The organism is Phycisphaerales bacterium (assembly GCA_016716475.1).
Taxonomy (GTDB): Bacteria; Planctomycetota; Phycisphaerae; order UBA1845; family Fen-1342; genus JADJWG01.
The window spans coordinates 836291-859363 of the sequence record JADJWG010000002.1 but is presented as its reverse complement, the minus strand read 5'-3'; the positions used below and the strand labels follow the sequence as shown (position 1 = coordinate 859363).

Sequence of the window (23073 nt, the reverse complement as noted above, 5' to 3'; positions counted from 1 at the left end):
TCACGCGTTGTGCGCATGCACCGTGGCAACCAGAGCGAGGAAGTTCTCAGGTGGAACATAGTTCGGGATGCTGTTGCCCGAGCCGCACATGTAGCCACCGGCCACCGTCTGGGCAAGTACGGCTTCAACCCGCGCACGCACTTCCTCCGGCGTACCAACCGAGAGCAGATGGACGTCGATGCCCCCAAGCACCGCGATACGCGCGTGCCAGTGATCGTAGAATTGTTCCACCGGTTCGATCACGTCTTCAAAGCTGTGTTTCGCGTCGATTCCCGCACCTACCAGGTCCGGCATCAACCCGGCGGTATGGCCGCAGGTATGCAGCAGGAAAGGCCGGTCGTGCCGATGAGCGACATCGGCGAAGCGCCGATACCACGGCACCAGGTACTCGCGTACCCAGCGTGGGGCCAGCAACGGACCATGCTTGTGACCTAGATCGTCACCCAGCCACAGCGCACCGATCGCATCGAACTGGCAATACGCCTCCAACACCTGCTCAAGCAGTCCACCGACCCCGTCGACGACCGCCCGTACCAATTCCGGCTGTTTACGAGTTGCCACGAGAAAGTTCTGCATCCCCATCAAGTCCATCGCGAATTCGAGTACTCCGCCGCAGAAGCCCAGCAGCTTCATCCCGGCCGGCAAAGCATCAATGGCCGTATGCACCGGCGCAAAGTCAACCTCCGCCAGATCCGGCCAGTGAAAAACGTCCAGGTCCGCCTGGGTTGCGATCGGACCCGCGTGCTCGTCGGCCCAGGCCAAGCGCCCGCTGGGCGGCTCCGGATCGGTCGCATGCAGCCGCGTGATCCCCCAGGGAATGGGAGCTGATACCTTCACCGCGTCGAACCCAAGCCGATGGTGCAGCCGCACGTTCTGTCGCACGAGCGCGGCGGCACCGTCCACGGTTCCCGCTGCGGGTAGCGGTTCGCCCAGGAGCGCTGCGACCATCTGCGGATGAATCGCGAGTTCAATCAGGGGTACACGGTCGGTCGGCTCTCGGCGCAGTACACGAAGAAACGTCGTGAAATCCGGATCCGGGGTCGGCAAGTTTCGAACGGCTGGGTGCATCACGGCTGCTCACGAACTGCGGCGCCACCGGCTGCGGGCCGCGTGCCCGACAGTGTAGCGTGCCGTCGCTGCCGTCGAAACCTCCCGGCGCAACTCGCATGTGCCGTTCGTCAGGGTACGTCCGACCACAACGCATCGGGGTAGCGTAGCAGGGCCGAAGCGGCCCCCCGTTGCAGCACAAGTTCGAAGCGCGTCTCCGGCAGATCATGCAGTTCAAAAGCCGATCCGACCACGTCCACCGTTCGCTCTTCGTCCCCCACCCGCAACAACACCGTGGTACCTGCCGTGACCTCCCCTCGCAGCGAAGTCGCCAGCCCAAGCCCGAAGGACTCCGCATTCGTCAAAACCGCGAAGGGTAACTCCTGCTGCAATGCCCGGTGGAAAGCGACCATCGCGTTTTCCTCCGTGCGACCGGGCCGCAACCGGGCATTCTGCGTCATCATCTCACGAACAAATGTCCGCAACTCTCCCGCGCTGCGTTCTCGAAACGCAGGCGTGAACATGAGTCCCTCCGGACCATGACAACCCGCACAGCGTTGCTCGAAGGTGTTGATCGGAGTCAGCGTCAGGTCAGGGAATCCCTCGGGGGCGAGCTTCGGTCGCGCTACGGCCGGCGGCTTCCCGATCGCGTCCTGGGACGAGCCGTCCGAGCGCGCCCCGGAGTCGCCGCAACCCGCGCAGGCCACCAGTACAACGATGGTGAGCAGCGCGCCTAACGGAACTCCGCAGCGGGGTTGCCGGAGGTACAGCCGCTTCATCATGGGGTCCCCGTGTAGCGCAACCGGTAGATGCGGTGCCCGCCATCATCGCTGATCAGCAGGGAGCCATCCGGGGCCACCACACAGTCCACAGGCCGGCCGAGCACCTTCGGTTCGGCCGAGAGGAAACGCACATAGACCTGTTCGCCGTAGGGTTTGCCATCCTCGAACAGAACCCGCGTGACACAGTAGCCCGCCGGATCGGTGCGATTCCACGAGCCGTGGTAAGCGACGAACGCACTGCCCCGGACGCCGGGAAACTGCTCCGCGTCGTAGAACACCATCGCGTTGGGTGCCCAGTGCGCACCGGTCAGCCACTGCGGCGAAATCGACCGAGCGGCCAGTTCGACGATGTCTTTCCGGTCCATGAATTCGTAGCGCGGGATGCGTTTCCCGACGATGAACGGGTGACCATAGAACCCCCCCTGCTCGTACCGGTTCATCTCGTCAGGCGGATTCAGATCCGTGATGGGCTGGCCGGCCTGCGCTCTGCGCTCCAGCACACCACCGAACCAATCGCTGCCGTGGTCCATGCCCCAAATCTCATCAGTGCCTGGGCGCACCACCAGCTTTTCCGTATTCCGCAGCCCGGAACAGAAGAGCCGCTCGTCGGTGCCGTCGAGCGCGTAGGTCCAAATCTTCTGCCGCGGCGTGTCGGTCTCATCATTGATGTTCCCGCTGTCGCCGATACTGGTGTAGAGACGGTCGCCATGAATCAGCAGAGATCGCCACCAGTGTCCGCCACCGCTCGGCAGGCGCCCGGCCGGAATCATCGGTTCTGTCACATCCGCGGTGCCGTCATCGTCACGATCCTGCGCGCGGAAGATCGCCCCGCTCTCGCTGAACCAGAGCCAGCCCTCGTGCCAGCAAAGTCCATGCACGGACCGATGCCCCTGCACGAAGGTCGTCACCCAATCCAAGTAACCATCGCCGGTCGTGTCCCGGCACGCCTTGATCTCGCCGGCGTTCGGCAGTGATACGTACAGCGTGCCGTCGTTTCCGAAGGCCATGAATCGTGGTGCGCGAATCGTCGCTTCCGCCACGCTCAGCGTATATCCCGGTCGCACCCAGACGCCCTCAGGCACGCGCCGCCCAGGTTCGTCTGCGGCCCTAACCGCGACGTTCACCAGCCCAAGCCCGGCCATGGCCGCGCATATGCCGAACGTGGTTCTGTTTCCAAGCACGCGTGAATCTCCTTCATTAGCGGCCCGAACGGAACTTGGCGTTGGGCGCCCGCTGACGGGACACCACTCGCAGGTCTCTATTGTAGGGCACAACCCGCGACGGACCAGCGGTGCGGAGCGAAACTGCCACCCACTGACGTCACGCGTCACTTGACCTCCGCACTGGCGCGCTGCACAGTGTCCACGCGAGACTGCATCCGTCACGATCGGGCCGATCTGTGCGAGGACACTTCAGATGCGCTTACTGGCAATCACCGTGCTGAACCTGCTGATGCCGACTGCGCTGGTCAGCGCGACGGAGGACCGCGTACCGATGCGCAGCGAGATTCCAACGCGTTATACGTGGGACCTGACCCTCACCTATGCAGATGAGCACGCGTGGGAAACCGATTTTCGTCACGCCACAGAGCAGATCGCGGCGCTGCGTGCGGCGGTTGCGGATTCGGCCGCCACTCCTGTCACTAACGTCGCGGAACTCGACAAGTGGCACACCCTGCTCGAACTGCGCGAGGGGGTCCGCTGGCGTGTCGACAAGCTGGTCGTCTATTCCCACCAGCTCTCCGATCAGGACACGCGCGACCAGGCCGCCCAGGCCATGAAGCAACGGGCGGCTGCACTGCAAGTCGCGTATGCCGAGGCCACCGCCTGGATCGAGCCCACGCTGCTCCGCCTGCCGGCCGGCGAACTCGTTCGCTGGTCTGAGCAGCATGCCGGTCTGGCCGTGTACCGGCACTATTTCAACAATCTCGAACGGCAGCGCCCGCACAAGCTGTCTACACGCGAGGAAGAATTGCTTGCAATGGCCAGCCGTGTGACCGCCGCACCCTATAATTTCTACAGCACGCTCCGCGGTGCCGACCTGGTGTGGCGCAGCATGACGCTGCCCGACGGCAGCATGCGACCACTCAGCCACGGCCGCTTCGATCAGGCCATGCGGTCCAGCGACCGTACCGAGCGGGAGGCGGCCTTTCGGGCGACGATGGCAACCTATGGCGCGATGCGGAACACCTTTGCCGCCGCCCTGAGTGCCGGGGTGCAGGCGAACATCTTCCACGCCCGGGCCCGCGGCTTCACAACCCCGCTGGCAGCCACGCAATTTCCCGATCAGTTACCCGAGTCGGTGTATCGTCACCTGGTCGAGACCGTCAGCGCACATCTGCCCCTGCTGCATCGCTGGACACGTCTGCGCCGGGAGATCCTGGGACTCGACGCGATTCACAGCTACGACCTGTACCAGCCGCTCTTCGAGCGTGGCGCGCGCCTGGTTCCCTACGATGAAGCGGTCGTGATGATCGTGGCAGCGCTGGCACCGCTGGGCGAAGAGTACGTCGCACTCGCCCGCCGCGCGTTTGACGAGCGTTGGGTGGATGCCCTTGAGTCGCAGGGCAAACGCCCGGGCGGCTACTCCTGGGGGTCGTACGACACACCGCCTTATATCCTCGTGAACTACAACGGAACGGCCCGTGACGTGTCCATCCTGATGCACGAATTGGGCCACTCGCTGCACAGCTACTACACCCACACGACCCAGCCGCGCGTGAACGGCGACTACAGTCTGTTCGTGGCCGAGGTGGCGGCGATTTTCAACGAGCTACTGCTTCAGGAGTACCAGCTTGCCCGTGCCACGTCGCAGGCAGATCGTCTCGCGCTGCTCGACGAGCAGATCGATCACGCCCGCATCACGCTGTTCCGACAGGTGATGTTCGCTGAGTTCGAGCATGCCCTGCACCAGGCCGGCCTCGCCGATGAGCCGCTGACGGCCGATCGGATCGGCGCCCTGTTCACCGAAACCCACTATCGCTACTGGGGTCCGGAGCTGGCTCGCGACGCGGAAGTCACGGACTACTGGACGTGGATCCCGCACTTCTACATGAACCACTACGTGTACAAGTATGCCACCTCCTACTGTGCAGCCGCCGCGCTCGCGGAGCGCGTCCTGCGGGAGGAGCCCGGCGCGCGCGAGGACTACCTCGCATTCCTGCGGGCCGGTTCATCGGCGTATCCACTTGAGATCATGCGTAGCGCGGGTGTGGATCTGACAACCCCTGCCTACATCACGGCAGCGCTCCGCCGGTTCGAACGCCTGCTGGATGAGCTGGAAACGACCCGGTCTGCAGCGCCGTAGCGCCGCAGGTCGTTTTACACGACCGCCTGCAGCCGGTCGCGCTTGGTGCTGATGTCCGCCAGCAACTGGTCGAAGGAGTCTACAAACGCCTTTAACCCCTCCTCCAGCAGGCAGGCCGTCACCCATTCCATGTCGCACTTGATTCCGGCCAGCTCCTGCATCACGCGTTGCGCCTGGTCGAGTTCATACTCGATCGTCTGCGCTGTCACCGCGTGGTCACGGATCGCATCGAGTGTCTGCGGCGGCACCGTGTTCACCGTATTCACGCCGATCAGCGGATCCACGTACTTGGTATCCGCGTAGCGCGGGTTCTTGGAACTCGTGCTCGCCCACAGCGGGCGCTGGGGCCGCGCGCCTGCCGCCCGCAGCGGCTCAAAACGCAACCCCCCGAAGACCGCCTTATAGCGGGCGTAGGCCAACTTCGCGTTCGCCACCGCTGCCAGACCCAGCAACGGCTCCAGGTGCGGCTCACCGTGCTGCATCCGGTGTTCAAGCACCTTGTCCGTCAGGGTGTCCACCCGACTCACAAAGAACGACGCCACCGACGCCACCCGGTCCACCGGCAGTCCTGCTGCCCGCCGTGCGAGCAGCCCCCGGATATACGCGTCCATTACCTCCTCGTACCGTGCGAGCGCAAAAATCAATGTGACGTTGACGTGAATGCCGTCGGCGATCAGGGCCTCGATCGCCGGCAGGCCCGCCGGCGTCGCCGGCACCTTGATCATCACGTTCGGCCGGCCCAGCGCCGCGTGCAGCCGCCGCGCTTCCTCGATTGTCGCCGCCGTATCGTGGGCTTTGTGCGGGTTCACCTCGATGCTCACAAAGCCGTCACGTCCCTGCGTGCGCTCGTATACCGGCCGCAACACATCGGCGGCCCCCCCCACATCCTCAATAGCGAGGTGCTCGTAGATTTCGAGCGGTTTCCGACCGGTCGCTGCGAGCGCCCGGATGTCGTCGTCATACAGCACGCCGGACGAAATCGCTTTCTGAAAGATCGTGGGATTCGACGTGACACCCGTAAGACCCTCCTGCACCAGATCCGCAAGCTGCCCGGAACGCAGCAAATCGCGGCTGATGAAGTCGAGCCAAATGGCCTGGCCTAGCAGCGAGATCTGTTGAATGCGGTTCATTTACGAATCACTCCAATACCGCCGGAGCTAATCGGGCCTGCCGAAGAGGCGCCGCGTACTATATTCGGCGGTCGTTTGGCTGTCAGCCCCGCCCGGCGCCGCTCCCGACAACCGCCCCGCTCGCTTCCACTTCTGGGTGAGGTGGTGCCATTTCGAGCGGCAGAGCTGACCGACAGCAATCCTGCGGAAGAACAGCCCCCCTACCGCTCGGGCCACGGGGATTCACGCAAGCAGTACTAACGAGTGTCCTCGACTCACTCCGACCCCACAACCAAGCCCCGCTGCGGACCGTTGCCCATGTCCAGCGACTCCGCCCACATGCCGTTCTGCTTTCACTGCTAACGCTGGCGAGCATGACATACGAGTGTTTGGCCACCGGGACGATGATGAGAATAGTTCCATCAAATAGCACAATTCACGGCACTACCAACACCGCTCTCTCCGCTAATTCAGTAACCGCAACACAGTGTTTCGCTCTGGAAACTGCAATGGAAACTGTAAGGCGCGTCGTAATCATCGCGGTCTCCAGGTACAATGACCGTGTGCGGTCCCGCCGCGGCGCGGACCACGTCGTTCTCAACCAATTTCTGCTTGAACGGGGCTGAGCGAAAATGACCGGTCCGAACCAACCGTGGGCTTTCCACCATAACTTCGCTCGCTCTCCACGCAGCGCACGATTATGCCGCTCTTCTTACCACGAACCCACAACCACCTTTTCAGCAATCCAAATTGGAATCGGGGCCTGGAGAAGCACCATGTCTACGCAGCGATTGAATGTTTCCCTACTCGTCGCCGCACTCGCAGTTCTGTCCGTGGACTCCGCGTACGCCACCGACAACTCCTACGTACCTCACACCGGCGGCAACTGGAGCACCTCGGGCAACTGGAGTCTCGGCCACTGCCCCACAAACACCGAATCTCCCCGCATCGCCGTCAGCAGTAACGCCAACAAGATTGTTACGTACAACTGGACCGGCAGCAGCGAGTATCCGGTCGTGACGATCGACGGCAGCGGCGCCGGCTACTACGGCAGAATTTTCCAGCAGGCGAACATCCTCGAGGCCGACACCGTGCGTCTCGGGAATGTGGGCCCGGCGTGGTACTGGCTTGAAGGCACAGGGTTTCTGTGGGTTTCCGACATCCTCTACATCGGATATCAGGGGAACGGTCCGGGGCTGTTCTATCTGAATACCATCTACACTACGATCAGCGGGGTCTGGGTCGGGGACCTGTGCTATGTCGGCTATGGAGCGCCCGGTACCTTTGACCATCACGGCGGCGGCGCCGAGCTGCAGCGCTTGTATGTCGGCCAGAGTGCCCTCGGCAACTACTACTTGCGTAATGGTTGGATTGAGCTTGCCACCCAATTCGTGCTGGGCAACGGCAACGTGGGCAACTTTGAACACCTGGGCGGCGAAATTAACCAGGTCGGGACGAACGGCCTGATCATGGGCCTGAATACCGGCGGCGTCGGCACCTACCTGATGAAGGGGGGCACGCTGAACATCCACCACATCTCACTCGCCTGGAACGGCGACGCCTACTTCACCCAGACCGGCGGCACCGTGAACACGGTGGGCTCGATCAACATCGGCTGCCAGGGTACGCACCCGATGCAGACCTGGTACAAGCTCAGCGAAGCAGACGGCCCCGCCGTGCTCAATGTCGGCGGAAACCTCTACGTCGGTCCGCAGACGCTCGGTAAGTACGAGCAGGATGGCGGCACCTGCACGGTCACGGGCAACCTCGAAATCTGGAAAGGCAGCGATACGGGTAGCAGCGCCGTCAATCTCGGCACGAACGCCGGCACCCTGACGGTACTCGGCCAGGTCCTCAATCACACCGGTTACTACAGCCAGCGTGGCGGCTTGATGACCGCCGGGAGCTTGACGAACGATTCCCCACAGGGCATATACCTCGCCAATACCGGTGAGATTCGTACCAACACACTCACCCACAACGCCGGCACTTTCCAGATGTTTAACACTTCCCGCCTGCGCGGCCGCCTCGCGTTCCCACCCAGTACCTTTTTCGCATGCAATTTCGCGAATAACGCCACGTTCCAGATGGGCTCCCCCGCGGCTGAGGGCGGAACGTTCGGCGGACACCTGACAAACAACGGCACGTTCAACTACTACCGCGGGACCCTGGGCAACAGCACGCTCACCAACCAGGGGACCGTCAACCTCTACGGCGACTTCTCGTGTGGCCGCATCCTCAATCAAGCCACTCTTGCAATCCCGGCGGACCGCACGGTGACCGCTCCGGGCGCCGGATATGCCAACGGCGTCGAGAACAGCGGCACACTCTCCATGGCACAGCGCAGCCAGCTCCAGCTTGGCAGCAATAAGCTCGTCAACAACGGCGTGTTGTACGCGGGCGCGCCCGGCACCGATCACGTCCGCATCCATGGCAACCTGGAGAACAATTCTTACCTGCTGCCGTGCCTGAGTACGCTAGCAGCGGGTCGGTTGCACGTGAATGGCGACTTCACCTCCACCCCCACCGCCGAGCTGCGCATCCGCATCTGGGGCACCAGCCCAGATTCCTACGATCGCCTGACGGTGCAGGGCCATGCCAACCTGGCTGGCAAACTCGATGTGCGTCTGGCCTTCGGCTTCATGCCGGCACACGGGGACAGCTTCGACATCGTGACCTACGGGACGCACACCGGCCAGTTCAGCCCCCTACTCTTGCCAACGCTGCCAAGCGGTCTCGTGTGGATCGTGGGTTACTCACCGAACGGACTTCGACTCACCGCGATCAATCCGAACCTGCTCTTCCCCGGTGACATGAATTGTGATGGCCTGGTGAACTTCGCCGATATTTCGCCCTTCATCGCGGCGCTCAAGAGCCAGGCCGCGTACGAAGCCGCCTATCCGAACTGCCAGTATCTCAATGCCGATACCAACGGTGACGGTACTGTCAACTTCGCAGACATCAGCCCGTTCATCGCGATTCTGAAGGGCGGAATGTAGTTCGATCTCCAGTGGGCGCCGGTGCGTGCCGGCGCCCCCCCTTCACTAGCCCAGGCCAACTGGAACTCCCGCCGTGAGTACGAACACGGTATGCGAGTGAACACGCACCGGTCAGACGGGATCAGCGTCACTCGGCTGGCACACCACTGGCTTGTCGGACTCGGCAGGATCGACCGGTAAACTCAGAAAAAACGTGCGCGCCAGCTCCGCAGCCGGGGCATCGGGGTCCAACTCCACGAAGCGGCGCCAGTGCTCGGCCGCGGCATCGCGTTCGCCGAGTTGTTCGAGGCACACGGCCATGTCGAAATGAGCGTCCGCATCTTGCGAAGCGCAGCGCAGAACCTGCCACCACGCATCCACCGCCTCGCGCAAGCGTCCTTGCTCTGCCCGAATCTCGGCCAATCCCCGCCATGCTTCCACACATTCCGCATCGTGGGCCGCCGCCATGCGGTAGGCCTCCGCGGCCGCAGCCCGCTGTCCCAGTTCCCGCCGCGCCAACCCGAGTCCGCAATGGGCCGCAGCGCTGCGTCGATCGAGCGCCCGGGCCTGGTCGTAGGCCGCGGCCGACTCGGCCCAGCGCTCCTGCTCCGCCAACCAGGCCCCCCGGGCACACCAGGCCGTCGCGTTAGCCGCGACGGCATCAAAGGCGATCTGACGTGGACTTTCTTCCAAGGCATCGAAGTTGAGGAACAACTGACCATCTGCGGCAACAAGGCGGGCGTCCAGCTCCGCAAGCAGGCGCCCGGGATGATCCATTACGATTCGCAATTGCGCCAGGGGCCGCTCAACCTCCGGCAGGACCCGCGCCAGTCCCACAAGACTCCGTGCGATCACTTCCGGCCGCACACCGCGTCCCACCAGTTCAGCGATCGCCCGCAGTGAAACCAGGTCGCGGAAGTCATAGCCGCCGTCGATCGCGCGCAGCAGACTGAGTTGCGCCCAGCGGCGCAACGTCTCCTCTGGCACACCCACCTGCGCCGCAATCTCTTCAGCGGTATACCGCGCCTTCCCGCGCGCGGTCGCCGGCCGACGGCCAACCAGCTCCAGGAATTCCGCTTCACTCACAATCCGAATGCGGGCCCCAGCAGCGATCAGCGTCTCCGCGCGCTGCAAGCGCACGCTGACGTGACCGTCAGGACGCAACGGCCAGCCCCCCATGCCCACGACGACACAGGACGTGCGGCGGGAGACGCTCTCCTGCACCCGACCGCCGGCGGCCACGACGAGTTGCCGGGCGATGCGCGGAGCGATCGTAGCGAGGCGCCCGGTGAAGACCACGCGCGCTGCATGCAAGGGTGGGGGTTCCGGCAGCATGGGGGTATTATCACGCGACCGGATGCGGTTCACAAATCGCTGGCTGGCTGCTCACCGGTGGCGGTACGCACGCGGAACAGGAGATACGGGGCCTCCGATACCCGCTCGAATGAGCGACTTGGGAAGACGAGCTCCGCGAACTGCGGGGTCGCGCGCAACTGCTGCGCCAGGCGGTGGTGGTCGCGATCCGTGATGACATAGCGGGCACCGAAATGATCGCGTATGTCCTCCAGTGCGATGTCGATCGTCACTTTCTCACGCCCACCGTCGGGGGTGGGCATCGGCACCACGGCACGGTAGGGTGTCTGCCCCCGGGTGATACGGACAAAGCGTTCCCACAAGTCGGGCCGCCGTTCGTGCGTGAACTTCGGATCGAGCCCGACGATGTAATGATTGCGGGTGTTGTGGAAGAATAACACCGGAAACACATCCCAGTCGTCCGTGAAGATGACATCCCCTGGCTGAGAATCGTGTTCCAGGAATGCCATCAGTGCACGGATGGCCGCGAGGTCGTAGCGGCAGGTGGTTTGTCGCGCAACCGTGGCGAGGTCGGCTCCTCCGCACAGGACAATCCCGCCCGCCAGTGCCAAGACTGCCGCGAATGCGCCGGTGGTTTGGGCGACGCTTTGAGTCAGGCGCGCAGCGCTGCGACGCGCCGACATGACAGCCGGCGTAAGCGCGTAGAACGCGGTTGTCATACTCCACAGAAATACCGCTCCCTGCAGGCGCCCACTCTCCCCCGTGACGCCACCCAACCACGCCGTGGCATAGAGCCAGGCACCCCCAACTACGCCGCTCACGAAGACGCCACCGCCCTGTCCCCAGCGCCCGCAGACCGCATACCCTGCTCCGCGCCAGGCACGGCACAATGCTGGCAGAATCAGCAGCAGTAGCACCGGAATCCACACACGCCACTCCACCAGCACTGGCCGCAGCATGTCCACGCGCGCCGCCCACATAAGAATCACTGCACCGCACACGCCCGCAACTGCCACCAGCGTTGCCGCCGGCCACGGTCCTCGGCCCCCCTGCGCCAGGATTCGCGCCCACCCGGCTTCGACATATTCCTGCAACGGCCGCGACAGATAGGCCGCACTCAGGACCGCCAGCAGCGGCCAGTACTCGATGAAGCGCCGGGCCTTCAGCGTCAGCAGCAGGAACGCGATCGCCACCAATAACAACCCCAGCTCTCCGGAACGCAGCCGCGGCCCGGTGCTCAATCGCCCTACCAGCGCGATCCCCCACACCCCCAGCGCTACCCGCGCGATGGTCGCAAACGCCACGATGCTGCTGTACGGCCGCCACTCGGTCCCCACCTCGATGTCGGGTGTCAGTCCCGTACCCGTAACCTGCAGAACGAGGAACTCGGCCATCCCGCGCGCATAGGGGTATGTGCAGACGCCGATCAGCCACCCCCCGGCACACGACCATACCAGCCGCCACGGCCAGCGTCTTTCATCGCGCGGCGCCGCCAGTTCGGCCACGGCAAACAGCGCGACGAGAACCGGAATGTACGTCACTGCACCGAGATAAAGATGTACGTACAGCACACACGCGGCACCCGCCCACAAGTAGCGCTGCTGCACGAGCAACAGCAACAGCACCTGCATCAGTAACAGCGAAGGTCCAATCGCGCGGACAAACGCATGCCGCGTATAGAAGTGTACCGGAAGCAGCAGCAGTAGCGCGAGCCAGAACCAACGGTACCGCACCCTGCCCGCCCGCAACAGCAGGTTGAACAGCACCAGGTTCCCACCGAAGAATGCGCTCGTCGCCCAGCGTCCGCCCGCCAACTCGTCCGCTCCCAGCAGCTCGGCCAACCGCACGAAGGGGAGCAGCAGAACATGAAAACCGACATGGTGACTGACAAATTCGGAACCGGTGCGTGTGAAATATGCGAAGCGGAGCCAGGGGAACTCGCGCACCAGCCCCACTTCAGGCAGCAGCGCCGCCATGCGGATGTGATAGAACGAGTCATGACCCGGGGCGCCGATTTCCAACCCCGCGGATGGCGCCGACGCCGCATAGATGTAACTCATCAGCACGATGCCGAAGACGAATAGTGCGACGGATTCGATCCACGGTCCAGTCCATCCTTCATGGGATTGCGCCGGCACCGGCATAATAGACTGCATGTTCACTCCGACTGGCTGCGCCCGGACATACCACCGCCACAACCACCGGCGGCCTGGCGCACCGTGAAGCTACCGTGGACCGGTCCGGCCTTGAAGCGTCGCGTCCGAGTACCCCAACATTCAGAAATTGGAGTCGTCGGGAATTGTCAACTCGTGACACCCATGGAGATGTCGCGGGATCATCGTTGACACGGGGGGGCTGCTGCATCAATACTGGCACGGGGAGTGCTGGCCGGTGCCGCGCCGCTTGCGGTCCAATCTTGAAGCAGATGCCCTATGCCCGTTTTCACCGCATTCGTCCATCGCTTTCGCATTGGTTCGGAAAGGCGTTGTTTCTGGATCGCCATCGGGGTCATCGCCCTGCTGCCAAGCTCCGCCTGGGCCCAGGCCCGCCCGATCACGCTGCAGAATGTGACGGTACTTACGGGCAATGGACAAACGCTGACCGACAGCGCCGTTACCTTCCACAATGGCAAGATCACCGGCGTCGGCACCCGCAGCGGGTCGTCCTTTCTCGACATGACTCTTGACGCCCGTGGCCAGTTTGTCACACCCGGTTTCATCGACGCCTGTGGGACTCTCGCCCTGCGGGCCGGCGCTAACGCCGCCGGGCCCTCGGCCATTGCAGTCGATGCCTTTGACCGTTTTGCGGAACCCGAACTCACCAGCGCACTCCGGCACGGTATCACCACCGTCTACCTGCCTGCCCGCACCAGCGGCGGCATCGGCGGGCTGGGGAGTATTGTGCGCCTCCATCCCGGCGCACCCTCTGAAACCATTGTTGTCCAACGCGCCGCGGCCCTCTCTGCCGCCGTTGGCGCCGGTCGCCAAGGCCCGCTCGAACGCGTTCGCACAGCCGAGGATCTGCGGGCACGCTTCCGCGCCGCGCTTGATTTTCGCGAGGCACTCGAAACGTACGCAGAGGAATTGAAAGAGTACGAGCAGAAGCTCGAAGAACGTGCGAAGAAAACGGCCGAAGGTACCCCCCAGACCCAGCCCGCGCCGCGTACGGCGCGGCCCGCGACCGGCGGTCGACCGGCCACCGCTCCGCCCCGGCCACCTGTCGGCGGCCCGCAGCGCCCTCCCGCTGCCCGTGGTCCCCAGGCCGATGAAATCAAGAAACCGCAGCCCCCGACTCCCAACCGCGACGCGGAAGTGTTGCTGCGCGTGCTCGACGGCGAACTGCACCTCCGCGTCGAAGCCCACGATCCGGCGGACATTCAAAACGTACTGGATGCAGCCCACGAGTACAACGTGGCTTTGATGCTCGAGGGTGCGACCGCAGCACACTACTTCGCGCCGTTGCTGGCAGAACGGCGCATCCCTGTCATCCTTACCGGTGAGCCACCGACGCTCGCAGCGGCGGGTGATGTGCAAAAACGCTTCGCCCGGACCGATCTCGCCCGTGTACTTCAGGATGCCGGTGTTGAGGTGTACTGGGGAAGTGGCTCCGTGACACCCGCCAGCGCACCAGAACTGCTGTTCACCGTGGCACGTGCCATGCAACACGGATATACGCCGGCTGATCCGATCGCGACGTTGACATCGCGACCAGCGGCACTGCTCGGATTGGAGCAGGACACCGGCCAGATCGCCCCCGGCTTCCGGGCCGATCTGGTCGTCTGGAGCGGACACCCCCTGCTCCCCGGCAGCCGCGTCGAACGCGTTTACGTCGGTGGCCTCGAAGTGTACCGGGTGGGCCGCGATCCGGCCTTGAGCGGTAAGGAGTGAAACACGCGATGAGCACACATCGCTGTGACAGGGCGCATCTCTGGCGGCGGATCGGTTGCCGGTTCATCACGCTCACCGTCGGTGTGGTGACCCTGATAGCGTCGGCGGACGCACAGGATCCGGTCGCGGTCACTCGTATCATCATCGCGGATGCGTTCGTCGCTCCGGATGGGACCCTCACCCAGGGCGCCGTACTCCGTATGGCAGGCGCCCAGATCGCCGCACTCGACAGTGATACGGACGGTGTACGGCCTGATCAGGTGCAGATTCCGATCGATCGCTTTCCCGCCGGCGCCGTTCTCTCGCCTGGGCTGATCGATGGTCACGCGGCACTCGCCCTGCTCGGCGGCCGGGCAGAGCTTCATTCCGCCGTGCAACCCGCGCTGCGCGCCAGCGACGCATTCAACCAGCATACATCGCAACTCGCTGCCGCTCTGCGCGGCGGCATCACCACCGTCGCGCTCGCACCCGATGATCAGAATCTCATCGCGGGGCGTTTCGCAATCGTACGCACCGGCGGCGTCTCCGGTCCGCACCTACTCCGTGGAGCGGGGCCCTACAAGTTCTCTCTCGCGCCGGCGGTATTCCGTGTGGATCGCGAGCCGACCTCGCGCCTTGGGGCCGTTGGCCTGTTGCGCGATACGCTAACAGAGGCCGCGAAGGAACCCGCTACTGGGGCACTGGCCGACCTGCTCGCCGGGCGTGCCCCCGCCTTTGCCATTGCACCGACCGCGAACGACGTGCTTACGCTCACTCAACTCTCCGCGGCACACTCGTTTCGACTCGTGCTGATCCACCAGGAGGAAGCCCGCGATGCCGCGGAACTCGCCGCGGGAATCGCCGGCGTCCTGGTCGGTCCACTCGCGGAAGCCGGTCCACGTGCTGCCGGAGCCGCTGCTCATTTTGAGCGCGCTGGTGTGCCGGTGGCGCTGACGGCTGATCTGCCGCGCGCCGCGCCCGATGCATTGCGACTGGCAGCCGCCCAGGCGGCCCGATACGGACTCACCCCGGCGGCGGCGCGCCGCGCGATCACTGCGACGCCGGCCACTCTGCTGGGCATCGCGGACCGGGTTGGCGCTCTGGTCCCTGGTCGGGACGCCGATCTCGTCGTTTTTTCCGGAGACCCGCTCGACCTGCGATCCCGTGTGCTCGCGGTTTATGTGGAAGGACAACGCGTCTACACGGCGCCTCCCGCGGCCGAGCATGCGGTCACCCCAAGATAGAGGCCATTTGGATGCTTACTTTGTGCTCTGATCACCGACCCATCGTCGCGCGAGTGGTGCTCGCCACCGCCTCTGGCTTGCTCGGCCTGATTCTTCCGTCTGCCGCCGGCCAGGAAGCGGAAGTGTTAGCATTGCGTGTGGCCCGCATCTATCCCGTCGACGAGCCGCCGATCGACGGTGGCATCCTTCTGATTCAGGCGGGGCGCATTCTCGCAGTTGGGGCGGACCTCGAGATTCCAAGCGGTGCGCGGGTGCTCGACCTGCGCAATGGCGTGGCTACACCCGGCCTGATCGATGCTTGCTGCACGGTGGACACCGAGTCGCCACAAACCACCCGTCGCTGGGCCAGCCAAGCCCCTGACGAGGGCTTTTTCCAGCGCGTCGCCGCGATGACCACCGTCACCGCCTTTACACCGGGAGCCCTGGAGCACACGTGCGGCCCCCAATGCGGCGGGACGATCGACAACCCCCTGCACGGAAACAGTGGGCACATGTGCTGCCCGATGTGTGCCATGGGCGCGCCATGGTCGCGCACGGATACACTCTCTGCGGCCGTCCCGCCGGATCGCACCTGGTCAGAACAGTCCTCCGAGGTCACGCCGCACCGCTCGATGAACGACTCCGTGAACCTCTTCGCCAGTGACTTTCGTCACCTGGCCCGCAGTGGTGTCACGCTTGTTTATGTATCGCCGGATTCCACGAACGTAATCGGTCCGCGCGGCACCATCGTGCGCACTGCCGGTCCGATCACCGAACGCATGGTGCGTCCCGCTGCCGACGTCAAAGTCTCCCTCGGCATGGACCCGAGTCGGCGCGGCCAGCCGAATTACCTGCCGCCCTTCCGTGGACCTCAACCAACTCTCCTGACCCGGCGTCCGACAACGCGTATGGGTGTCGACTGGGTCTTCCGCAAGGCCTTCTACGATGCGCGCCGTGCGGCAGAGGGGCTGCCGATCGGGGGAGCGGATACGCCCTCCGCCGAAGCGCTGCCCGCGCTGCAGCAGATCCTCGCGGGCGACATTCCCGTGCGTATCCAGGCCCGCATGCAGAACGACATCTTTACCGCCGTACGACTCGCACAGGAGTTCGGCCTGCGTTTCACGCTGGAGGAGGCGACGGAGGCCTACCGCTGCCTGCCGTTGTTGAAGCAAGAGGGCATCCCCGTCATCTTTGGGCCACTGTACATGACGGCCAAGGGTTGGCGCGCCAATACCGACGAGGTCAGCGAGCCCCGTCTGAACACCCCCGCTCTGCTCGCGGAAGCAGGTATCACCTTCGCGCTGACCGCACAGGAACTGCGGGAGGAGGAGGGTCTCGTGCGGCAGGCCATGGTCGCCATTCAGCAGGGTCTCAGTCCCACGGACGCCTTGCGGGCCATCACGGCTACACCGGCGAAGTTACTTGGCTTGGCAGGTGAAGTGGGTGTGCTCACCCACGGTGCCCGCGCCGATGTGGTCGTCTGGTCGGAAGAACCGTTCTCCGCCACCAGTCGACCGATTCTCGTGCTGGTCGGCGGCCGCATTGTGTATCAGGAATAGTTCGCGCGGCTTCGCTAGCCCCAACAGGGGCCGATGCCCCAGCCCATGGCCTCAGCGTGCCCCGTTGCGGACCTAGTGGAAGGATCGAGCGTCATGTGGAATCATGAGCACCGGACCCCGCGCCCCTCTGTCCCTGGCGGCTGCCGCGCATGCTGGGTGGTCGCCGTATGGCTGGGGGTGAGCGGCGCAGTTCTCGGCCAACCCGGCCCGCGACCTGGCGGTCCGCCGCCCCCGCCGCCGGAGCGTGTCGCCCTTACCGGTGGAAAGATTATCCCCATCGTCGGCGTGCCCATCGAGCGCGGCACCGTGCTGATCGAGCATGGCCGCATCGTCGCAGTGGGTGCGGAAGTCGAGATTCCTTACGACGCACGGGTGTTCGACCTCCGTGGGAAAGTCGTCCTCCCCGGCATGATCAACGCACACACCTGGCGCGGCCTCGACATTCCCAACGAGCAACGCCCGGTGGTGCCGCAGCTCGATGCGTACGACGCGCTCGACCCTTCGCAGCTTTTTTTCGAGGACTGTCTCCGACTCGGCCACACCGTGGTACATGTCATTCCGGCAAACAACACAGTCATCGGCGGCATGGGACAGGTCGTCCGCCCGATCGGCCTGACGGTTCCTGAGATGACGCTCGACGACGGTCAGTTCCTCAAGATGTCCGTGACTCCGCGACCGGGCTTTGACCGCATGATGCAGATGGCCCTGCTGCGCGAAACTTTTCTCGAACTCGACGACGCCCTGGCACAGCTTGCCGAGCGTCGTTACGAGGAACAACTCAAGGAAGAGGAGAAGGAGATCGAGGTCGGTCCAGCCGAGGCCCGTCGTCGCGGCCTGCCTCTGATCCGCGCCGAAGACCTTGAGGATAGATACCGCAATCTCGTACGCCTGCGCGGTGGTCGGGTGCGGGTGGACGAGCAGGAGAGCGCCACCCTTCTGCCGCCGCTGGGCGCCTTCATGTATTGCGGCGATGCGATGGATGTGGCTCCGGCCGTTGAGTTCGCAAGGAAGCACGGCTTTCTCGAGCGTACCGTCCTTGTACTCGGCGGTGAAACTTTCAAAGCCATCGCAGATGTCCGCAACTCCGGGTGCGACCTCGTGATGCCCGAGGAGTTGACGTACCGCGAAGTCGACCCCCTGACTGGCCACATCAGCGAAACCTTCGTACCCAGAGTCTTCTTTGATGCCGGCCTGAAATTCGCGCTGGTCCCGGGACAGGACGACTCCTTCCCCGAGCGGATGCTCGTGTACCGGGCGGCGCAGTGTGTGCGTCATGGCATCCCGCGGGATGTCGCCCTGCGCGCCATCACGCTACATCCCGCCGAGGTCCTGGGGCTTGGCCAGCGCTTCGGCTCCATCGAACCGGGCAAGGATGCCCATCTCGTGGTCTTCAGCGGCGATCCGCTCGATTTCGACAGTGTCGTCGAGCAGGTCTTTATCCAGGGTATTCCTGCCTACGACCGCGCCAAGGATGTGCGACTGCAACGCCTGATCGCCCCGCGCCCGGCCACGGTGGAGGCACCCCAGACGTCCGCACCTACCGGCCCACAGACCGCTCGCACGACCAGGCCAGTCGAAGAAACGCAACCCACACCGGCGCCCCAGGAGGGAAGCGAGTGACCGGTTCCCGCCCTCCCCGTACCCGGCACGCGGTTGTCATCCTGCGGCGTATACCCGTGGGGGTGCTGCTTGCCGGTGCGCTGCTGCTTGTGCCGCTCAGCCCGGACAGGTTGCAGTTCCCGGCTACGGCAGCTCTCGGTGCGCCTGACATCATCAACACCGCTGATTTCGCGGCTGTCACCGAGGCGGGCGCGGTCGTGCAGACTGCTCGTGCTCCGGCTACCGCCAGCCCCGCGGAAGTATCACCACGCGCAGAAGCGAAACCCAGCGCCACCGCACCATCATTCGTGCTTCGCACGGGTGGCTTGATGGATGCCAACTTGCTAGCGGCCAACCGGAGCCCCACTCCAGCCGGGCCCGCCTACGTGGTCGTACGCAGCGGTCGCATTCACGAATTCGGCTTCGGCGAACCGCCACGGCACGAATTGCCCGAGATTCACCTGCCGGACACGGTGGTGTGTCCCGGCTTCGTCTCGCTCGGTGGCGCCCTCGGCAACGCGCATCGTGGCCCCGAGAGTGTCAGTGGCCTATACCAGGCCGCCGACACACTCGACCGCTACGCCCGCAATGAGGAACTTCTGGCGCGCGGCACCACAACGAGCCACCTTTCGGCCGGTGAGCATCGCCTCGTCAGCGGAGTTGGAGCACTCGCCAAAGTCGCCGGACCACCAGACCAGCGCCTGCTGCGCGCCGCACAGGATTTATGCATCAATCTGGGCGTATTTGACCCACCGCTGCTCATCCGCCCGCCATTCTACGCATCCTCCGATGTGGAGATCGAACCCGCGCTTGTCCAGCGGACGCAAACGCGACTCGGCACGATGCTCGAGCTGCGCGAACGGATAGCGGACGCTGCCGCAGGCGGGCGCCCGCGTCGGGCCGACGGCACCCTCGACGCCCACGCCGCCGGCTTTGCCGCGGCCTGGCATGCCGCGTTGCCGCTGCGCATCCGAGCGCGTGAAGCCGCCGACGTCTCTGCCGCGCTGGAACTACTGGCCACCACTGGCCGCTCGGGGTACCTGGTAGACGCGGCGGGTTGGTACACCGTCGCGTCGTTCGTCGCCGACGCTGCGGTGCCGCTCGTGGTCCGCGCTCCCGGTGGCTTCTTCGCGCCCGGTGGCAACCTGGGATTCGATCCGGAAGTGGACGGCGATGCCCAGGCCGCCCTGCAAGCACTTGCGCTCCACCCCACCTTGCGTTTCGCGCTCGCCGGCGCAGCCGGTGACCGGATTGAGGATCTCCGCCTGGCGGCGATCGCCGCCGTGCGGGCCGGAGTCTCCGAGCAGCGGGCGCTTGCAGCCATCACACGCGTGCCGGCCGAAATTGCCGGGATAGCGGATCGCGTCGGTTCACTCGCTCCGGGGACGGACGCCGACCTGCTCGTGCTCAGCGGACCGCCGCTCGACATCAATAGCCACGTACTGCGCGCCTATATCGGCGGAGTTGAGGTCTATCGCGCGCCGGTGCCTCGTAGTATCGTCGTCCGCGCTGGCACCATCTGGGTAGGAAACGGGGAAGTCATTCACAACGGCAGTGTGCTCATCGAGGACGGTCGCGTACAGGCCATCGGGCAGCGGGTGCCCGTTCCCCCGCGCAGCCGCATTGTTGATGCCGGTCCCACGGCGTTCGTCACGCCGGGGTTCATCGATGCCCACGGACACCTCGGCCTCGCCGGTGATGCCACCACCGTGGGCCCCGAACTGCCTATCCATCGCACCGTCGCCGTTGCCGGGCTGGAATTCCGCCGGGTTGCACAAGCAGGCGTCACCACCGTTTTGCTCGCGCCGTATCGGTTGTCTGAGCGCGGCGCGCGCCTGGCTGCGATCAAGACCTGGGGCGCTACGCGCGCCGAATTGGTCACACGCGAACTTTCGGGCGTGCGCTTCTCGCTGCTTGGGAGCGACCCACTGACCGGCGTACAGCCCATCCGTCAGCAGCTTGAGGCCGGAAAGAAGTATGCCGAGCAGTGGCAGAAGTACGCCGCCGACCTCGAGAAGTGGCGCCAGGGTGAAGGGGCGGACGCCCGGCCAGCGACTACGGATCAGGTGATCGAAGACGGCCAGCCGGACCCCATTACGGGCAAGTGGGAGTACACCGTCAGCGGCGACCCGCTGCCTGAACCCGTCAGCGGCACCATCATGGCGCGCCTTTCCGGCAACCGCATCGAAGCCCGCCTGAGCGACCCGCTGAGCGGCGAAGAGGTCCGCGTGACCGGCACCCTTGACGGTAACCAGGTCTTGCTGGAAATCGACCTCGAGACTCCCGTCGGCAAGCCCATCATCCGCGCCACGCTGTCGCGCGAAGACTACATGGTCGGCAAGATCGAAATGGCCGGTTTCGCGGTTCAATTCGAGGCGACGCGCGTCGACAAGTCCGCTGTGGAGTTCCGTGTCACCCGCCGCCGCAGTCAGGCCAAGGACGGCCGCCCCACCCCGCCCAAGGTTGACGAGCGGCTCGAGCCCATTCGCACACTGCTCGCCGGTGAAATCGCCGCCGTCGTTGATGTCCGCACCGCACTCGAGATTCGCGCTGCCGTGAAGCTCTTTGTCGAGGAATTCAAGCTCGCACTCGTGCTTCGTGGCGCCGACGATGCGGCTGACATTATGGATGAACTCCGCGCGCACCAGGATCGCATCGGTGTGATCGTTTCGCCTCAAATGATTCAGCAGCGAGCGCGCCAGCCGTACTTCCCAGCGGTTGATCTGAGTCGTAACGGCTTTGGAATCGCGCTCCAGAGCGCCGCCGAGGACGCCGCCCGTGACCTGCCGCGTATGGCCCTCTTTGCCGTGCAGCAGGGTCTCGGCGGCGATGCCGCGCTGCGAGCGCTGACTCTTGATGCCGCCCGTATGCACAAGCTCGATGACCGCATCGGATCGCTGCAACCGGGCCGCGATGGGGACCTGCTGGTCTTTACCGGCCACCCGTTTGACGGCCCCAGTCGACTGGCGCACGTCTTCGTCCGGGGGCAGGAGGTACCGCATGATGATTAAGCGGTCTGGAATGCGCCTTTCGGCTACCGTCGCGCTTGTCCTCGCGGTAGGGTTGCTGGCAATGCCCGCCGGTGCCCAACAGGAGAATACCCCGCCGGGCTATGCGCTCCGCGTCGCGAAGGTGGTCTCATTTGATGATGCCGAGCGTGTCATCAATAACGCGGTCGTGCTGGTGCGCGGCACAGCCATTGAAGCGGTCGGCCCGGTCGACGAAGTTGAAATTCCCGCGGATTATGTCGTCCGCGAATTCCCGCAGTACTGGTTGGTCCCCGGCCTGACCGACCCCCACAACCACAGTGCTGCCGGCGGCTGGTTTGACCTCAACGACATGGTCTACCAGGCGAATCCCGGCCTCGACACGCGCTCCGTGCCCCGCGCCGACAACCCCTGGATCCTGCAGGCCCGCACCGGTGGCGTCACAACCGTCATCATGATCCCCGGCAGCGGCACCAACATGTCCGGCTTCGGCACCCTCGTGGACACCGCCGGCCGCGACCCCAACGAAATGCTCATCCGTTCCCCCGGATCCCTCAAGATCGCGCAGGCCGGCAATCCCGAGTGGTACTTCGGGGGCAATGGCCGGATGTTCATGAACTGGAATACGCGGCAGACTTTGCAGAAGGCCCGCCTCTATCACGAAAGTTGGAGCCGCTTCGAGCAGGGCGCGGGGCCGCAACCCGCGTTCGATCCCACCTGGGCTGGTTTCCGGGAACTCTTCACCCGCGAGATGCCGGTCACCATGCACACGCAAATGTACCAGGTGCTGCTGGCGACCATGGACACCATGTACGACCGATTCGACTTCTGGACGGTCCTTGACCACTGCACGTTCGACGCGTGGAAGCTTGGCCCGGTCGTGGCGCAGAGTGATGCGTGGGCCATCAACGGTCCGCGGCAGTACCACTACGACCGCACGGCTCGCCGCATGATCGGCAATGCCAGCGGCTGGTGGAAGAACGGCGTACGGCGCCTCGGAATCAATACCGATGCCCCCGTGATCCCGCAGGAGGAACTCAGCTACCAGGCCGCCATGGCTTGCTGGTACGGCTGGCTACCTTACCACGCGCTGCGCGGCATCACCCGCATCAATGCCGAAGCGCTTGGCCTGGGCGCAACCCATGGCTCGATCGAGCCGCGCAAACAGGCCGATTTGACCATCTGGTCCGGCGATCCGCTCGATCCACGCTCGGCCTGCCTACTCACCATGGTCAAGGGCCGCATTATCTACGACGGCACAACCGAAACCGCGCGGCGCTTCTAAGGCCATCACCCAGCCAGC

At 64.6% G+C, this 23073-nt stretch carries 14 protein-coding genes; 8 read left to right on the top strand and 6 right to left on the bottom strand.

The window, feature by feature from the left end; genetic code table 11:
* From IPM18_11140 to IPM18_11130, 3 genes are all read right to left on the bottom strand, one after another.
* On the bottom strand, positions 1-1068 hold the full coding sequence (locus IPM18_11140) for a hypothetical protein (GenBank protein MBK9120138.1): 1068 nt from the start codon (positions 1066-1068) through the stop codon (positions 1-3).
* A gap of 110 nt (positions 1069-1178) precedes the next feature.
* A complete protein-coding gene (locus tag IPM18_11135; GenBank protein MBK9120137.1) occupies positions 1179-1829 on the bottom strand; it encodes a hypothetical protein in 651 nt (216 codons plus the stop codon).
* Positions 1826-3010 carry a PQQ-dependent sugar dehydrogenase gene (locus IPM18_11130; protein ID MBK9120136.1) on the bottom strand — a complete coding sequence of 395 codons (1185 nt, stop codon included), beginning with the start codon at positions 3008-3010 and terminating at the stop codon, positions 1826-1828. The genes IPM18_11135 and IPM18_11130 overlap by 4 nt, the downstream gene beginning before the upstream one ends.
* 235 nt (positions 3011-3245) lie before the next feature.
* Here IPM18_11130 and pepF point away from each other — a divergent pair, with 235 nt between their 5' ends.
* Positions 3246-5135 carry an oligoendopeptidase F gene (pepF, locus tag IPM18_11125; GenBank protein ID MBK9120135.1) on the top strand — a complete coding sequence of 630 codons (1890 nt, stop codon included), beginning with the start codon at positions 3246-3248 and terminating at the stop codon, positions 5133-5135.
* Between the two features lie 14 nt (positions 5136-5149).
* Here pepF and tal read toward each other — a convergent pair whose 3' ends face one another.
* Positions 5150-6265: a transaldolase gene (gene tal / locus IPM18_11120; protein MBK9120134.1), complete on the bottom strand. Its 1116-nt coding sequence runs from the start codon at positions 6263-6265 to the stop codon at positions 5150-5152.
* 755 nt (positions 6266-7020) lie between these two features.
* Between tal and IPM18_11115 the strand changes: the two genes are divergently transcribed.
* A complete protein-coding gene (locus tag IPM18_11115) occupies positions 7021-9243 on the top strand; it encodes a hypothetical protein (GenBank protein MBK9120133.1) in 2223 nt (740 codons plus the stop codon).
* Between the two features lie 111 nt (positions 9244-9354).
* On the opposite strand, the gene IPM18_11110 is transcribed toward IPM18_11115, so the two are convergent.
* Positions 9355-10557 carry a tetratricopeptide repeat protein gene (locus tag IPM18_11110; protein ID MBK9120132.1) on the bottom strand — a complete coding sequence of 401 codons (1203 nt, stop codon included), beginning with the start codon at positions 10555-10557 and terminating at the stop codon, positions 9355-9357.
* A 29-nt stretch (positions 10558-10586) separates the two neighbouring features.
* Positions 10587-12692, bottom strand: a complete 2106-nt coding sequence (locus IPM18_11105) for a hypothetical protein (GenBank protein ID MBK9120131.1) — start codon at positions 12690-12692, stop codon at positions 10587-10589.
* A gap of 276 nt (positions 12693-12968) precedes the next feature.
* Between IPM18_11105 and IPM18_11100 the strand changes: the two genes are divergently transcribed.
* The 6 genes from IPM18_11100 to IPM18_11075 all read left to right on the top strand — a co-directional run bounded on the left by IPM18_11100 (position 12969) and on the right by IPM18_11075 (position 23055).
* Positions 12969-14423 (top strand): amidohydrolase family protein, encoded by a 1455-nt coding sequence (locus IPM18_11100; GenBank protein MBK9120130.1) that lies wholly within the window; start codon positions 12969-12971, stop codon positions 14421-14423.
* Positions 14424-14431: 8 nt separating this feature from the next.
* On the top strand, positions 14432-15646 hold the full coding sequence (locus tag IPM18_11095) for an amidohydrolase family protein (protein MBK9120129.1): 1215 nt from the start codon (positions 14432-14434) through the stop codon (positions 15644-15646).
* A gap of 122 nt (positions 15647-15768) precedes the next feature.
* Positions 15769-17184: an amidohydrolase family protein gene (locus IPM18_11090; GenBank protein MBK9120128.1), complete on the top strand. Its 1416-nt coding sequence runs from the start codon at positions 15769-15771 to the stop codon at positions 17182-17184.
* A 93-nt stretch (positions 17185-17277) separates the two neighbouring features.
* A complete protein-coding gene (locus IPM18_11085; protein MBK9120127.1) occupies positions 17278-18804 on the top strand; it encodes an amidohydrolase family protein in 1527 nt (508 codons plus the stop codon).
* On the top strand, positions 18801-21794 hold the full coding sequence (locus IPM18_11080) for an amidohydrolase family protein (protein MBK9120126.1): 2994 nt from the start codon (positions 18801-18803) through the stop codon (positions 21792-21794). The genes IPM18_11085 and IPM18_11080 overlap by 4 nt, the downstream gene beginning before the upstream one ends.
* Entirely contained in the window at positions 21784-23055 is a 1272-nt protein-coding gene (locus IPM18_11075) for an amidohydrolase family protein (protein ID MBK9120125.1), read from the top strand. The genes IPM18_11080 and IPM18_11075 overlap by 11 nt, the downstream gene beginning before the upstream one ends.
* The last annotated feature ends 18 nt before the right edge of the window (positions 23056-23073 follow it).